Here is a 15,212-nt window from a genome sequence, read left to right as displayed (position 1 = left end):
ACATGACAATAAAAAGAGCACTTGTAAGTGTATCCAATAAAGAAGGCATTGTACCATTTGTTAAAGCATTAATTGAGCAAGGTGTTGAGGTTATATCAACTGGTGGAACAAAGAGTACACTTGAGGAAAATGGAATTGATGTGATCGGGATATCAGAAGTAACTGGTTTTCCTGAGATCATGGATGGCCGTGTAAAAACACTTCACCCTAATATTCATGGTGGATTATTAGCGGTACGTGATAATGAAGAGCATATGAGCACATTAGCTCAGCATGATATCACACCAATTGATCTTGTTGTCGTAAATCTCTATCCTTTCCAACAAACGATTTCGAAGCCAGATGTAGAATTTGCAGATGCAATTGAAAATATTGATATTGGTGGACCTTCCATGCTTCGATCAGCAGCGAAGAATCACCAATCTGTGACAGTTGTAGTTGATCCTGCTGATTATGATACGGTTTTAGCAGAATTAAATGAGCAAGGAGAAGTTACTGCTGACACAAAACGTCGTCTAGGAGCAAAAGTATTCCGTCATACGGCTGCATATGATGCGGTTATTGCTGAGTACTTAACGGCTATGACAGGTGAAGAAAGTCCAGAATCCTATACAGTAACGTTTGAGAAGAAGCAGGACCTACGATATGGAGAAAATCCACATCAAAAGGCTGCTTTCTATAAGAAACCATTGGGGTCTGTATTTTCAATTGCAGCAGCAACTCAATTACATGGGAAAGAGCTTTCTTATAATAATATTAATGATGCGAATGCAGCACTTCAAATTGTTAAAGAATTCTCAGAACCAGCTGCGGTTGCAGTGAAGCATATGAACCCTTGTGGAGTTGGAGTAGGTACAACAATTAAGGAAGCATTTGATAAAGCGTTTGAAGCAGATCCAACATCTATTTTTGGTGGCATTGTTGCACTTAATGGAGAAGTGGATGAAGAAACTGCGTCTAAATTACATGAAATTTTCTTAGAAATTGTCATAGCACCTGCATTCACTGAAAAAGCACTTGAAGTTCTATCATCAAAGAAAAATATTCGTTTATTAACGATTGACTTTACGACAGCAGCTAAGGTTGAGAAAAGCTTAACATCTGTTCAAGGGGGATTACTTGTTCAGGATGAGGATATTCTTTCATTAGAAGATGCGACGATTTCCATCCCGACAAAGCGTGAGCCAACTGAAAAAGAGTGGGAAAATTTGAAGCTTGCATGGAGTGTTGTGAAGCATGTGAAATCAAATGCGATTGTCTTAGCAAAAGATGGTATGACGATTGGTGTTGGTGCGGGACAAATGAACCGTGTGGGTGCTGCGAACATTGCTCTCACTCAAGCGGGAGAGAAAGCGAATGGAGCTGCACTAGGTTCGGATGCATTTTTCCCAATGGATGATACTGTTGAAGCGGCCGCAAAAGCGGGTGTAACTGCGATCATTCAGCCAGGTGGATCAATTCGTGATGAAGATTCTATTAAAAAAGCTGATGAATATGGAATAACAATGGTATTTACTGGGGTACGTCATTTTAAACATTAAGAATGCGAGGTGACATGCATGAATGTACTAGTTGTTGGTCGAGGCGGAAGAGAGCATACGATTGCCTGGAAGGCTGCTCAAAGTGAACAAGTTGAAACCATCTTTGTAGCTCCCGGAAATCCGGGGATGGAGGATGTAGCAACAACCATTAATATCGATGAAGTAGATTTTGATGCGTTGATCCAATTTGCCAAAGATAATGAGGTTGGATTGACGATTGTTGGACCTGAGGTTCCATTAAGTCAGGGGATCGTCAATCGTTTTCAAGAAGAAGGTTTATTGATATTTGGTCCATCAAAGGAAGCTGCCGTTTTAGAGGGAAGCAAATCTTTTGCGAAGGATTTAATGAAAAAATATCACATTCCTACTGCTAGCTATGAAACTTTTACTTCTTTTGATGCGGCAAGAGCATATATTAAAGATAAGGGTGCTCCAATTGTTATTAAGGCGGATGGCTTAGCGGCAGGAAAAGGTGTCATTGTTGCGATGACAAAAGAAGAAGCACTTAGTAGCCTTCATGAAATGATGGAGGAAGCGAAATTTGGAGCAGCAAGTACTCAAGTTGTTATTGAGGAGTACTTAGAAGGAGAAGAGTTTTCACTGATGGCTTTTGTTCATGGGAACAAGGTCTATCCAATGGTGATTTCTCAAGACCATAAACGTGCTTTTGACAATGACGAAGGTCCTAATACAGGAGGAATGGGCGCGTACTCACCTGTTCCACAAATTTCGGACCAAGTGGTAGAAGAAGCTATTCAAACGATTTTGCAACCAACGGTGGAAGCGATGATTGCTGAAGACCGAAGCTTTACTGGGATTTTATATGCAGGCTTGATGCTTACAAAAGATGGAATTAAGGTGATTGAATTTAATGCACGCTTTGGTGACCCTGAGACTCAAGTAGTATTACCAAGACTTGAGAATGATTTAGTCGATGTGTTGATGAAGCTATTACAGGGGCAAGAAGTAGCATTAGAGTGGAGCAAAGATGCTGTAGTCGGAGTGGTTCTTGCAGCAAAGGGCTATCCAAATGAGTATGAAAAAGGTGCTGTCATTTTGGGTATCGACGGATTTACAGATGAAACGATGATGTTTCATGCGGGAACGTCTGTTGTTGATGGGAAATTCACAACAAATGGTGGTAGAGTCCTAGCATTGGTTTCAAAAGGAACAGATTTAAAGGATGCACAGGATACGGTTTATCGTGAAATTAAAAAAGTTAAGTGTGAGGATTTATTTTACCGTACAGATATTGGACATAAGGCTATTTCACACGTCTTTTCTTAATATAAACAAACAAAATAGCGATAATTCCACCTATCAGTGAGATGAGAACATAGGACATATCGATGATATATTCTAACAAGTTAATCCTCCTTTCTTTTCGTGAAGTGCCTGGTACATTTCTATTGGTACCAGGCACCTTTATTATCTGATGGGATTAAATGTTGGAGCCGTCTGATGTGTATGAGGTGTTTGTTGTTGATTTTCTTTTGGCCCTTGTTGGTTTTCAAATAGGGCTACAATAGGGCAATACTTTGTTATTCCTTCTCCAATTTTCATTCCACCGAGGATTGCAGCAATTAGATATCGATCTCTCCATGGGTACTTCACCATTTTGGCTGTTGCCCATGCAACCATCGTAAAGCCGCAAGTAATTCGAAGTAAAGCATTTACAATTCCAATATTCGGTTTCATTGTCATCATCCTTTTGGCGAAATTTAACATAAATGTAATCGTTTTGTGACGCGTCTTTAATGCGTTAAATCATAGATTGTGGTACGATAATGTAAACGTATTCATTTTAGGAGGAAATCTCATGCTTGATCAACGCTATCGATGGAAAAACAAAAAAATCAGAGAGCATGTTTCAGTTATAGATGGAAAATTAGCACCAACTTTACTATTAAAAAATGCAATGTACTTAAATCAAATATTAAAAAAATGGATAAAAGCACATATTTGGATCTTTGAAGACAGAATCATCTATGTTGGTGATAAACTACCTGAGAACACTAAGAACTGTGAAATTGTGGATTGCAGCAAGTACTTTTTAGTTCCTGGCTACATTGAACCGCATGTCCATCCTTCTCAATTATATAATCCCCATAGCTTTGCTCAATATGCATCACAAAGTGGGACAACAACACTTATTAATGATAACTTGGCGTTTGCTTTACATTTGGACAAAAAGAAAGCGTTTTCTTTTATGAGTGAGTTAAGGAATCTTCCTGTTAGTATGTATTGGTGGTGTCGTTTTGACCCACAGACGGAGATTAAAGATGAAGAGACGATTTTTTCTCATGCAAATATTAAGTCATGGCTTGAGCATGATGCCGTATTACAGGGAGGAGAGTTAACAGGGTGGCCAAAGCTTCTTGATGGTGATGATTTAATGCTTCATTGGATTCAAGAAACGAAGCGAATGAGAAAGCAAATTGAGGGCCATTTTCCAGGAGCGTCTGAAAAGACATTAGCTAAGCTGATGCTTCTTGGAGCTGATTGTGATCATGAATCGATGACTGGAGAGGATGTATTAAAACGATTATTACAGGGGTACACTACCTCTCTACGCTACTCATCGATTCGTCCAGATTTACCTACAATTCTTGATGAAATCCATGAGCTTGGTGTTGATCAATATGACAAGATGTTCTTTACAACAGATGGATCACCACCTTCGTTTTATGAGGAAGGGATAATTGATCGACTGATTAAGATTGCGATTGATAAAGGGGTTCCAATTGTTGACGCTTATAATATGGCCTCTATTAATATTGCAAAATACTATAATATCGAGTATCTCCATGGGAATATTGCTACTGGTCGGGTAGCTAATATAAATTTCTTAAAGGCAATTGATGAACCAACACCTGTTTCGGTATTAGCAAAAGGGAGATGGGTGAAGAAGGAACAACAAATAGTCGACAGCTGTCCAATGATTAACTGGCAAAAGCATGACATCACAGCCTTGAAGCTAGATTGGGACTTATCAATTGATGATCTACAATTCTCGATGCCTTTTGGAATGGAGATGGTTAATGCCGTAATTATGAAGCCGTATTCGGTGACAAAGGACGCGTCTTCTCATAGGCTAGCTACTAATCATGATGAGAGCTTCTTGATGCTTATTGATCAAAAGGGGAATTGGCGTGTAAATACTATTATCAAAGGCTTTGCTCATAAGGTGTCTGGGCTAGCAAGCTCTTATTCTAGTACGGGTGATATTATCGTCATTGGGAAAGATAAAAGCGATATGTTGCTTGCGTTTAAACGGATGAAGGAGCTTGGAGGTGGAATTGTCCTAGCTGAAGACAACCAAGTAATTCATGAAATTCCTCTACCACTTTTAGGGCATATGTCAAACAAGCCTATTGAGGAACTGGTGATAGAAGAAAAACAGTTTACGACTTTATTACGTGACCGTGGTTATCGCTTCAACGATCCTATCTATACATTATTGTTTTTATCATCAACTCATCTGCCATATATTCGAATTACACCAAAAGGAATTTATGATGTGATGAATAAAATGGTACTCTTTCCGTCAATAATGCGTTAAAATATAAAAGTGTAAAAACCATTATTTATTTAGTAAAGGTTGTGTCAAGGAATGAGACGAAATATGTTATTTTTCGTCATTACTCTTTTCGTTGTATTAACTGCTTGTAGCACAAAACAAAATCATGTAGATGAACAACCAGTAAATGACCCAGGACTAACAGAAAAAGAGAATCCTGATCTACCTGCAAATATGTATCCGTTAACAGGAATTAAAACGGATGAAGATGTGTCACAGCGACCTGTTGGAGTGATTATTAATAATCACACAAAAGCAAGACCACAATCAGGCTTGCAAGCTGCTGACATTGTTTATGAGGTATTGGCTGAAGGGGATGTAACAAGATTTTTGGCCATTTACCAGAGTGAACAACCAGCTGTCATTGGACCGGTTCGAAGTGCAAGAGATTACTACATTGATTTAAGTACTGGATATGATGCGTTTTTCGTTGCTCATGGCTGGAGTCCGGAAGCGAAAAGCCTTTTACAAGCAAACGTAGTCGATAATATAAACGGAATGACTTATGATGGAACTCTTTTTTTGAGAGATGATAGTCGTGTTGCACCACATAACTCCTATATCTCTTTTGACAATATCAAAAAAGGTGCAGATGAAAATGGAATATCACTTGAAGGAACAGTTCCAGAGTTACAATTTTTAAACCAAGAAGAGCTCAGTGAGTTACAGGGAGATGAAGCGACCAATGTAAGGGTAGCTTACTCCTCAAGAGAGATGTTTGCCTCAACCTATAGTTATAATGAACAAACAGAGAAATATGATAGGTACAGTAACAATGTGCAAACAGTTGACCGAGAAACTAACGAAGCGATTTCTTTAGATAATGTTTTGATAGTTGAGATGAATCATGTCGTTATCGATGATGATGGACGAAGAAAGATTGACCTGACTTCTGGAGGGAACGGGATCTTACTTCAAAAAGGAATTGCCCAAGAAGTGACATGGGAAAATCAAGATGGAAGAATTATACCGCTCAGGGATGGTAAGCCTGCCGGGTTAGTACCTGGAAAGACATGGATTAATATTATTCCGAGTAATCCTGGTATTTCTGATTCTGTCTCTTATGGAAATTAATTAGCTAAAGGAGATAATTAAACATATGCAAATAGACAAATTACGAGGTAAAGAACTGGATCAATTGTTTAATGCAGTTCTTTCACTTAAGGATTTAGAAGAATGCTATCGTTTTTTTGATGACTTGTGTACTGTTAATGAAATACAATCTCTTTCACAACGACTTGAGGTAGCTAGAATGCTTCAGGATGGAAATACCTATCACAAAATCGAAACAGAAACAGGTGCGAGTACGGCAACCATTTCTCGAGTAAAAAGATGCTTAAATTATGGAAATGATGCATATCAAATGGCATTAGATCGAGTGAAGGAACAACAGGAATCCATTGAAAAGGGCTGATTTAGCCCCCAAAAAGAGAGTGCTTTATCTATGAAAATGTCGAACATCATGTTCGGCTTTTTTTTATGTGAAAGGCTATTTTTTTGCTATAATGGAGAAATGGAAATTGAGAATGGAGGATCACAGTGTACGATTATAAGGAATGGAAGCATGTGTTTAAGCTTGATCCACAAAAAGAAATAAATGATGAAGACCTAGAGAAAATATGTGAATCAGGAACGGATGCAATTCTAGTTGGAGGAAGCGATGGAGTAACATTAGATAATGTTATTCATCTGATGGCTAGAGTAAGAAGGTATACTGTTCCATGTATCTTAGAGGTTTCTACAATAGAATCAGTGACGCCTGGATTTGATTTGTATTTTATCCCAACGGTCCTTAATAGTCGAAGTACCGACTGGATCACTGGCCTACACCATCAGGCTGTGAAGGAATTTGGTGAGATTATGAATTGGGATGAAATCATCATGGAAGGCTATTGTATTTTAAATGAGGAATGTAAAGCAGCAGAATTAACTGATGCTAATACTGAATTATCGATAGATGATGTCGTTGCATATGCGCAAATGGCTGAAAAAATGTTCCATTTACCCATCTTTTATATAGAGTATAGTGGAAAGTACGGAGATAAGGATACTGTTGCGCAGGTTAAAGATGCACTTAAGGATACGAGGCTTTTTTACGGTGGCGGTATAACAACCGTAGAGCAGGCAAAAGAAATGGCAGAAGTAGCAGATACGGTGATCGTAGGGAATATTGTCTACAATGATCTTTCAGTTGCGTTAAAAACTGTACAAGCCATTAAAGGTTAGACTACAAAAAGACTTAAAAATCATATAAAATAGAAACAGATGTTCTGTTTTTTCAAATGGGAATACTAGAGAAGGATGTGAGGATATGCAATTTATGAGTAATAAATTGTTATCGGGCTTAAACCCACAACAACAAGAAGCAGTAAAAGCAACGGATGGCCCACTTCTACTTATGGCTGGAGCGGGAAGTGGAAAGACGAGAGTATTAACGCATCGAATTGCCTACCTGATGGCAGAAAAAGAAGTGGCTCCTTGGAATATACTAGCGATTACATTTACAAATAAAGCAGCAAGAGAAATGAAGGAACGTGTTGCTGCGATTGTAGGAGGAGCGGCTGAAGACATCTGGATTTCAACGTTCCACTCCATGTGTGTACGAATTTTGCGAAGAGATATTGATCGAATTGGAATCAATCGAAACTTCTCAATCTTAGATTCTGGGGATCAGTTATCAGTCATTAAAAGTGTTTTGAAAGAAAAGAATCTAGATCCAAAGAAAAATGACCCTAGAAGTATTTTAGGTTCAATTAGTAGTGCGAAAAATGAACTCATCACACCTGAAGAATATGCAAAAACAGCTGGTGGCTATTATGAGCAAACCGTGAGTGATGTGTATACGGAATATCAACGAAAGCTGAAGAAGAATCAATCACTTGATTTCGATGATTTAATTATGACGACGATTCAGTTATTTCAGCGGGTTCCTGAGGTTCTTACGAATTACCAACGAAAGTTTCAATATATTCATGTCGATGAGTATCAGGATACAAACCATGCTCAATATTTATTAGTGAAGCTATTAGCTGCACGATTTAAAAATATTTGTGTGGTCGGTGACTCTGATCAATCCATCTATCGCTGGCGTGGAGCGGATATCGCTAATATTCTTTCATTTGAGAAGGATTACCCAAAGGCACAAATGATTATGCTAGAGCAAAACTATCGTTCAACGAAAAATATCCTTAAAGCAGCGAATGTTGTCATTGAAAATAACTCCAATCGAAAGCCAAAGGTCCTATGGACGGAGAACGATGAAGGAAATAAAATTAGCTATTATCGTGCAGATAGTGAAGCGATGGAAGCACAGTTCGTAGCTGGAAAAATTCGCGACCTTGTTAATAGTGGCGCGCGTAAGCTATCAGACATCGCAATTCTGTATCGAACCAATGCTCAATCACGTGTAATGGAGGAAGTGCTTCTTAAGTCCAACCTCAACTACACCATTGTTGGGGGAACAAAGTTCTATGACAGAAAAGAAATTAAAGACCTGCTTGCTTATTTACGTTTAGTTGCTAATCCTGATGATGATATCAGCTTAGCTCGAATTGTTAATGTACCAAAGCGTGGTGTTGGGGCAACTTCAGTCGACAAGCTCGCTAATTATGCGATTACGACCGACCTATCCTTATTTGATGCACTAGCTGATATTGATTTACTCGGATTAAGTGGTAAGGTAACCAATACTCTTAGAGAATTCCGTAATCAAATTAATCATTGGGGTGCTATGCAAGAGTATCTATCAGTTACTGAATTAGTAGAAGAGATTCTTGAAAAAACTGGCTACCGAGACATGCTGAAGAATGAGAAATCATTAGAAGCAGAAAGTCGTTTAGAGAACATTGAGGAATTCTTATCCGTAACGAAAAATTTCGAAGAAAAAAGTGAAGATAAAAGTTTGATTGCATTCCTTACTGATTTAGCGCTTGTTGCAGATATTGATAAGTTAGAAGAGGATGAAGAAGAGAAGGACAAGAGTGATGCGATTGTACTCATGACCTTGCACTCTGCAAAGGGACTAGAATTCCCTGTTGTGTTCTTAATCGGTCTAGAAGAAGGAGTGTTTCCACATAGTCGTTCACTAATGGAAGAGGCAGAGATGGAGGAAGAACGCCGTCTTGCATATGTTGGAATCACTCGAGCAGAGGAAGATTTATACATCACAAATGCACAAATGAGAACATTGTTTGGGCGAACTAATATGAATCCAGTCTCTCGATTTGTTGGAGAAATTCCTGAGGATTTACTAGAAAATTTGAACGAACAAATGAAAATGAAACAACAAGCAGCAACAAGAACTCCATTTACTCCTGCGCGTGAACGAAAAATGACACCACAGCCTTCATTTACTACAGCCACATCAACAGGTGGAAATGAAATTTCTTGGCAGGTTGGTGACAAAGCTGAGCACAAGAAGTGGGGCATTGGAACGGTTGTAAGTGTAAAGGGAGATGGAGAATCAAAAGAGCTAGATATTGCCTTTCCAAGTCCAACTGGTATTAAACGATTACTTGCTAAATTTGCACCAGTTACAAAAGTATAAGCAACTCTGCTATAATCGATACACTTATTTCATTAGGGCGAGAGGGTTGAGTAAATGGAAAAACAAACAGTACAGCTTCGTATAAAAGAACTACAAGATCTACTAAATCAATATAATTATGAATATCATGTGTTAGACAAGCCGTCGGTTCCTGATGCAGAATATGATCGCTTGATGCAAGAGTTACTGAAGCTTGAGGAGGAATATCCAGAATTCAGAACTAGTGACTCTCCTTCTGTTCGTGTAGGTGGCACTATCTTAGATGCCTTTCAGAAGGTCGAGCATCGAACACCGATGTTAAGCTTGGGTAATGCCTTTAATGAAGCAGACTTGCGTGATTTTGATCGTCGTGCAAAGCAGGCGGTTGGTGAAAATCTCTCATATGTGTGTGAACTGAAAATAGATGGCTTAGCGGTGTCCTTAAGATATGAACAAGGCGTGTTCAAACAAGGGGCAACACGTGGAGATGGAACGATTGGTGAAGATATTACAGAGAACCTCAAAACCGTTCGATCTATTCCCCTACGAATCAATAAGCCTCTCACACTCGAGGTTCGTGGCGAAGCATTTATGCCAAGAAAATCGTTCGAGAGCTTGAACAAGGCAAAGCTTGAAAATGAGGAAGAGCCTTTTGCGAATCCTAGAAATGCTGCTGCTGGTTCATTGCGTCAGTTAGATCCTAAAATTGCAGCAAAGCGTAATTTAGATATTTATTTATACAGTATCGCTGATTTAGGTGAAACAGGGGTTGTGTCACATAGTGATGGCTTAGACCTTCTAGATGATCTGGGTTTTAAAACAAATCCAGAACGAAAAAGATGTGCAACCATTGATGATGTGATTAAGTATATTGAAGAGTGGACTGAAAAACGTCCTACCCTAGACTATGAGATTGATGGGATTGTCATTAAGGTTGATTCTCTATCACATCAATCAGCTCTTGGATTTACTGCGAAAAGTCCAAGGTGGGCTATTGCCTATAAGTTTCCTGCTGAAGAAGTGATGACAAAGCTATTAGATATTGAGCTAAGTGTTGGAAGAACAGGTGTGGTGACACCAACAGCGATCTTAGAGCCCGTTCGGGTAGCAGGGACAACCGTACAAAGAGCTTCACTTCATAATGAAGACTTGATTCGTGAGAAGGATCTGAAAATCGGTGACACTGTTGTGGTGAAAAAAGCGGGTGATATCATACCTGAGGTTGTCAATGTGATGGTGGACTTAAGAACTGGGGAAGAGCTCGAATTCTCTATGCCAACGCATTGCCCAGAGTGTGAAAGTGAGCTTGTTCGCCTTGAAGGTGAAGTCGCACTCCGCTGTATCAATCCAGCATGTCCTGCCCAAATTCGTGAAGGCTTAATTCATTTTGTGTCAAGAAACGCGATGAATATTGATGGACTTGGTGAAAAAGTGATTGCCCAGCTCTTTAAAGAGCAGCTGATTGCAAATGTTGGTGATCTCTATAAGTTAGAGAAGGAGCAGCTATTACAATTAGAACGAATGGGAGAAAAATCGGTCGATAATTTATTGAAAGCTATTGAGACATCAAAACAGAATTCATTAGAGAAACTTCTTTTTGGCTTAGGGATACGTCATGTAGGCGCAAAAGCAGCTAAGACATTAGCTCAGGAATTTGAAACGATTGAAAATCTTCAACAGGCAAGCTTTGAAGAATTAATTGCGATTCATGAAATCGGTGATAAGATGGCAGAATCAGTGGTCGCATTTTTTGAGCAGCCTGAGGTAACAATTCTGATAAATGAGTTAAAAGAACGTGGCGTAAATACGGCTTATAAGGGACCAAAGCCAGTGAATACCGCGAACATTGAATCAGTATTTGCAGGGAAAACGATTGTGTTGACTGGAAAGCTAGAACAGCTTAATCGAAATGATGCAAAAAGTGAAATCGAAGCGCTTGGTGGAAAAGTCACTGGTAGTGTCAGTAAAAGCACAGATTTATTAATTGCAGGTGAAGCGGCAGGCTCAAAGCTAGCAAAAGCACAAGAGCTAAATATCGAGATTTGGGATGAAGAACGATTAATTCAAGAATTGAAAAAGTAAGAGGTGTATAATCTTGAAAAAAAACCTACTATTGCTAGGTCTGACATTGGTGATCCTAGTATCAGGATGTGCTCCAAACTTCGGAAAAGAAGAAGTTGTTCAGGAGACAAATGATACGAAGGAAACTGCCATTATTCCAAAATATAACATCTCTGAATCGTATTATCGTACAATATTGCCTTTTAAACCTGGTGAAGCGCGAGGGCTTGTGTTAGGTCGTTTAAATACTCGTCTAGATATTGATGAATTTGAAACAGGCTTAATGAGAATGGCACAGGATACATTTAGTGTTGATAAGTATTTATACCAGGAAGGTCAATACTTAAAGAAAGCAACGATTGAGGGATGGTTAGGAAGAAAACTAACTGCTAAACAGGTAAAGGAACGTGCAGAAGCGAATAAAGGGGAAGAGCCTGCAAATGTAGGGTTAAATCCAAGCTTTGAATATGATGAATCTGTACCATATGAAGAGCAAATGAAGGAAAGCCCAATTTATTTAGCAAGCATCCTTGAGCATAACTATTTAGTGAAAAATAATGAGGATCAGGTAGAATTAGGTGGAATCGCGATTGGTTTAGCCTTGAACTCTGTTTATTATTATAAGCTTCCTAATGATTATGTGATTGAAGAGTATCGTGGGTTTCAACGTGAAGCCAAAATCGATTCTAAGACACTTGAAGCAGAAGGTAAAAAAATCGCGGAAGAAATCATCGCACGTATTCGAAATATTCCTGAGTTAAGTCAGATTCCAGTGGTGATTTCCTTATTTGAGCAAGAGGAAATTTCTTCGATTGCTCCAGGTCATTTTATAGCAACAGCGAAGGTTGATGCCAATAGCTCCAAGCTTGGAAAATGGGAAGCCGTCAATGAAGAATATCATTTCTTCCCATCGACTGAAGCGTCAAAGGCTTATCCAGAGGACGCTATGAAGTTTGAGAATTTCCAACGGGATATTGCTGATTATTTCACCAATTATACGGGTGTAATCGGACAAGGATTTTACAAGAACGACGAATTACAAGAGTTGAAGATCACCATTCCAATGCAATTCTATGGAAAGGGAGAGGTCATCGGCTTTACTCAATATGTAACAGGTCTTGTGATGGAGCACTTCCCAAGCTATATGAACATTCGTATTTATATTACGTCTGAAAGTGGTCCAGAAAGTCTAATTGTTCGAGAGTCAGGAAAAGAAGATCCGTTCGTTCATATTTATGAATAATTTTTTTGAAGAAGAGACTGAGTAGGTCTCTTTTTCTTTTGGAAAAAATTCCTTCATTAAAGGCCGATATGTACTAGTTTTATAGTTACCATTTTTTGAAATATCTAATTATTTAGTATGATTTGAAGAGTTTAGATATTTCTAGTAGAATAATAATTGTACTGTTTTAAGAGTAGAAAGGGAGGCGAAGTAGAATGGTAGTACCTTACAAACACGAACCATTTACAGATTTTACTGTTGAAGAGAATAAAAAAGCATTTGAGGCTGGCCTTGCAACAGTTGAAAGTTATTTAGGTGAAGATTATGACTTAATCATCGGTGGAGAACGAATCACTACTGAAGATAAAATTGTTTCGGTGAATCCGGCTAAACGATCTGAAATTGTTGGTCGTGTATCTAAAGCAAATCGCGAGCTTGCTGAAAAAGCAATGCAGGTTGCCGATCGCACTTTCCAAACTTGGCGCAAAACAAAGCCAGAAATGCGTGCAGACATTTTATTCCGAGCTGCTGCTATTGTTCGTCGTCGTAAGCATGAATTCTCTGCACTACTTGTTAAAGAAGCAGGAAAGCCATGGAATGAGGCAGATGCTGATACAGCTGAAGCAATTGATTTCATGGAGTACTATGGACGTCAAATGTTAAAATTAAAGGACGGAATTCCAGTAGAAAGCCGTCCAATTGAATATAATCGTTTTAATTACATTCCACTAGGAGTAGGTGTTGTGATTTCACCATGGAATTTTGCTTTTGCAATCATGGCTGGGATGACAACGGCAGCTTTAGTATCAGGAAATACTGTTTTACTTAAGCCGGCAAGTACAACTCCGGTGATTGCTGCTAAATTTATGGAAGTATTAGAAGAAGCAGGACTTCCAGCAGGAGTTGTGAATTATATCCCTGGTAGCGGGGCTGAGGTTGGAGATTATCTAGTTGATCATGCTCGTACTCGTTTCATCAGCTTCACTGGTTCACGAGATGTAGGTCTTCGTATTTATGAGCGTGCATCAAAATTAAATGAAGGTCAAATCTGGTTGAAGCGTGTCATTGCTGAAATGGGTGGAAAAGATACAATCGTTGTTGATAAAGAAGCAGATTTAGAATTAGCTGCAAAATCAATCGTAGCATCAGCATTCGGCTTCTCAGGTCAAAAATGCTCAGCTTGTTCAAGAGCGGTTGTGCTTGAGGATGTATATGATCAAGTATTAGACCGAGTGGTTGAATTAACAAAAGAATTAACAGTTGGTAATACAACAGCTGGTCCTAAGGTTTCAATGGGACCTGTAAATGACCAAGGTGCCTATGATAAAATTATGAGCTATGTTGAGGTTGGCCAAGAAGAAGGAAAGCTAGTACATGGTGGGAAAGGTGACGATGCAGAAGGCTGGTTCATTCAACCTACTATTTTCGCTGATGTCGATGAAAATGCGCGCATCATGAAAGAAGAAATCTTTGGTCCAGTTGTCGCGTTCTGTAAAGCAAAAGACTTCGATCATGCGATTGATATTGCTAATAACACAGAGTATGGCTTAACAGGAGCTGTTATCTCGAATAACCGTGCTAACATCGAAAAAGCACGTGAAGATTTCCATGTAGGAAACCTTTACTTCAACCGTGGATGTACTGGAGCAATTGTTGGCTATCAACCATTTGGTGGATTCAACATGTCTGGTACAGATTCAAAAGCTGGTGGGCCAGACTACCTATTACTACACATGCAAGCTAAAACCACATCTGAAATGCTATAAAAGTGAAAAAGCCTCCGGAATTTGGAGGTTTTTTTGTGTGGAAAACGAGGTAGGGCGGGAGTACGTAGTTTAATCCGACGGAATTGAAGCGTGATCCAACGGAAGGGTCCTTTATGACTGTAGCATATCAATTCATTCAACGGAATCGGAGCGGACTCCCCCGAACTTGGGCCATAATCCGACGAAAGTGAAACATGATTCAACGGAAGGTTCCTTCCTGGCTGAAGCATATCAATTCATTCAACGAAATCGGAGCGGAATCCGCCGAACTTGGGCCATAATCCGCCGAAGGAGCGGCATGATTCAACGGAAGGTTGCTTCCCGGCTGAAGCATATCAATTTATTCAACGAAATCGGGGCGGAATCCCCCGAACTTGGGCCATAATCCGACGAAAGTGAAGCATGATTCAACGGAAGGTTCCTTCCTGGCTGAAGCATATCAATTCATTCAACGAAATCGGAGCGGAATCCGCCGAACTAGAGCTATAATCCGACGAAGGAGCGGCATGATTCAACG

The 15,212-nt window shown here is 39.3% G+C and carries 12 protein-coding genes; 10 read left to right on the top strand and 2 right to left on the bottom strand.

All coding sequences use genetic code 11. The annotated features are described in order from the left end of the window. Positions 1-2 precede the first annotated feature (2 nt). Positions 3-1,541 carry a bifunctional phosphoribosylaminoimidazolecarboxamide formyltransferase/IMP cyclohydrolase gene (gene purH, locus F7888_RS11690; protein WP_191779685.1) on the top strand — a complete coding sequence of 513 codons (1,539 nt, stop codon included), beginning with the start codon at positions 3-5 and terminating at the stop codon, positions 1,539-1,541. Positions 1,542-1,559: 18 nt separating this feature from the next. Beyond that, a complete protein-coding gene (gene purD, locus F7888_RS11685) occupies positions 1,560-2,828 on the top strand; it encodes a phosphoribosylamine--glycine ligase (protein WP_191779683.1) in 1,269 nt (422 codons plus the stop codon). Here the strand turns inward: purD and F7888_RS23060 are convergent. Beyond that, the gene (locus F7888_RS23060) at positions 2,806-2,907 is read right to left on the bottom strand and encodes an EYxxD motif small membrane protein (protein WP_412095999.1); all 102 of its coding nucleotides are present in this window, start codon (positions 2,905-2,907) and stop codon (positions 2,806-2,808) included. The two genes, purD and F7888_RS23060, sit on opposite strands and share 23 nt — an antisense overlap. Positions 2,908-2,969: 62 nt before the next feature. Further along, entirely contained in the window at positions 2,970-3,239 is a 270-nt protein-coding gene (locus F7888_RS11680; protein WP_412095998.1) for a YgaP family membrane protein, read from the bottom strand. A gap of 121 nt (positions 3,240-3,360) precedes the next feature. On the opposite strand from F7888_RS11680, the gene F7888_RS11675 reads away from it, so the two are divergent. From F7888_RS11675 to pruA, 8 genes are all read left to right on the top strand, one after another. Further along, positions 3,361-5,103: an adenine deaminase C-terminal domain-containing protein gene (locus F7888_RS11675; protein WP_191779679.1), complete on the top strand. Its 1,743-nt coding sequence runs from the start codon at positions 3,361-3,363 to the stop codon at positions 5,101-5,103. 51 nt (positions 5,104-5,154) lie between these two features. Continuing rightward, positions 5,155-6,195, top strand: coding sequence for a DUF3048 domain-containing protein (locus F7888_RS11670; RefSeq protein WP_191779677.1), 1,041 nt, complete (start codon positions 5,155-5,157; stop codon positions 6,193-6,195). A 25-nt stretch (positions 6,196-6,220) separates the two neighbouring features. Continuing rightward, positions 6,221-6,535, top strand: coding sequence for a YerC/YecD family TrpR-related protein (locus tag F7888_RS11665; protein WP_191779675.1), 315 nt, complete (start codon positions 6,221-6,223; stop codon positions 6,533-6,535). Between the two features lie 125 nt (positions 6,536-6,660). Then, complete coding sequence (gene pcrB / locus F7888_RS11660) at positions 6,661-7,347, top strand: heptaprenylglyceryl phosphate synthase (protein ID WP_191779673.1); 687 nt, start codon at positions 6,661-6,663, stop codon at positions 7,345-7,347. An 85-nt stretch (positions 7,348-7,432) separates the two neighbouring features. After that, complete coding sequence (gene pcrA, locus F7888_RS11655) at positions 7,433-9,667, top strand: DNA helicase PcrA (protein WP_191779671.1); 2,235 nt, start codon at positions 7,433-7,435, stop codon at positions 9,665-9,667. Between the two features lie 54 nt (positions 9,668-9,721). After that, a complete protein-coding gene (gene ligA / locus F7888_RS11650; protein ID WP_191779669.1) occupies positions 9,722-11,728 on the top strand; it encodes an NAD-dependent DNA ligase LigA in 2,007 nt (668 codons plus the stop codon). Between the two features lie 13 nt (positions 11,729-11,741). Then, positions 11,742-12,950: a CamS family sex pheromone protein gene (locus tag F7888_RS11645; RefSeq protein ID WP_191779667.1), complete on the top strand. Its 1,209-nt coding sequence runs from the start codon at positions 11,742-11,744 to the stop codon at positions 12,948-12,950. 194 nt (positions 12,951-13,144) lie between these two features. After that, on the top strand, positions 13,145-14,695 hold the full coding sequence (gene pruA / locus F7888_RS11640) for an L-glutamate gamma-semialdehyde dehydrogenase (RefSeq protein WP_191779665.1): 1,551 nt from the start codon (positions 13,145-13,147) through the stop codon (positions 14,693-14,695). Positions 14,696-15,212: the final 517 nt, after the last annotated feature.

Source organism: Litchfieldia stipae, from assembly GCF_014837155.1.
Classification (GTDB): domain Bacteria; phylum Bacillota; class Bacilli; order Bacillales; family Bacillaceae_L; genus Litchfieldia.
Note: the sequence above shows the minus strand (reverse complement) of the source record. Positions and strands in the feature narration are given on the sequence as shown.

Bases quoted from the DNA above. Each gene is read 5' to 3' on its own strand.
- F7888_RS11680 (WP_412095998.1), bottom strand. From the start codon at position 3,239: ATGAAACCGAATATTGGAATTGTAAATGCTTTACTTCGAATTACTTGC.
- F7888_RS11665 (WP_191779675.1), top strand. From the start codon at position 6,221: ATGCAAATAGACAAATTACGAGGTAAAGAACTGGATCAATTGTTTAAT.
- purH (WP_191779685.1), top strand. From the start codon at position 3: ATGACAATAAAAAGAGCACTTGTAAGTGTATCCAATAAAGAAGGCATT.
- ligA (WP_191779669.1), top strand. From the start codon at position 9,722: ATGGAAAAACAAACAGTACAGCTTCGTATAAAAGAACTACAAGATCTA.
- F7888_RS11670 (WP_191779677.1), top strand. From the start codon at position 5,155: ATGAGACGAAATATGTTATTTTTCGTCATTACTCTTTTCGTTGTATTA.
- pruA (WP_191779665.1), top strand. From the start codon at position 13,145: ATGGTAGTACCTTACAAACACGAACCATTTACAGATTTTACTGTTGAA.
- pcrA (WP_191779671.1), top strand. From the start codon at position 7,433: ATGCAATTTATGAGTAATAAATTGTTATCGGGCTTAAACCCACAACAA.
- F7888_RS11675 (WP_191779679.1), top strand. From the start codon at position 3,361: ATGCTTGATCAACGCTATCGATGGAAAAACAAAAAAATCAGAGAGCAT.
- purD (WP_191779683.1), top strand. From the start codon at position 1,560: ATGAATGTACTAGTTGTTGGTCGAGGCGGAAGAGAGCATACGATTGCC.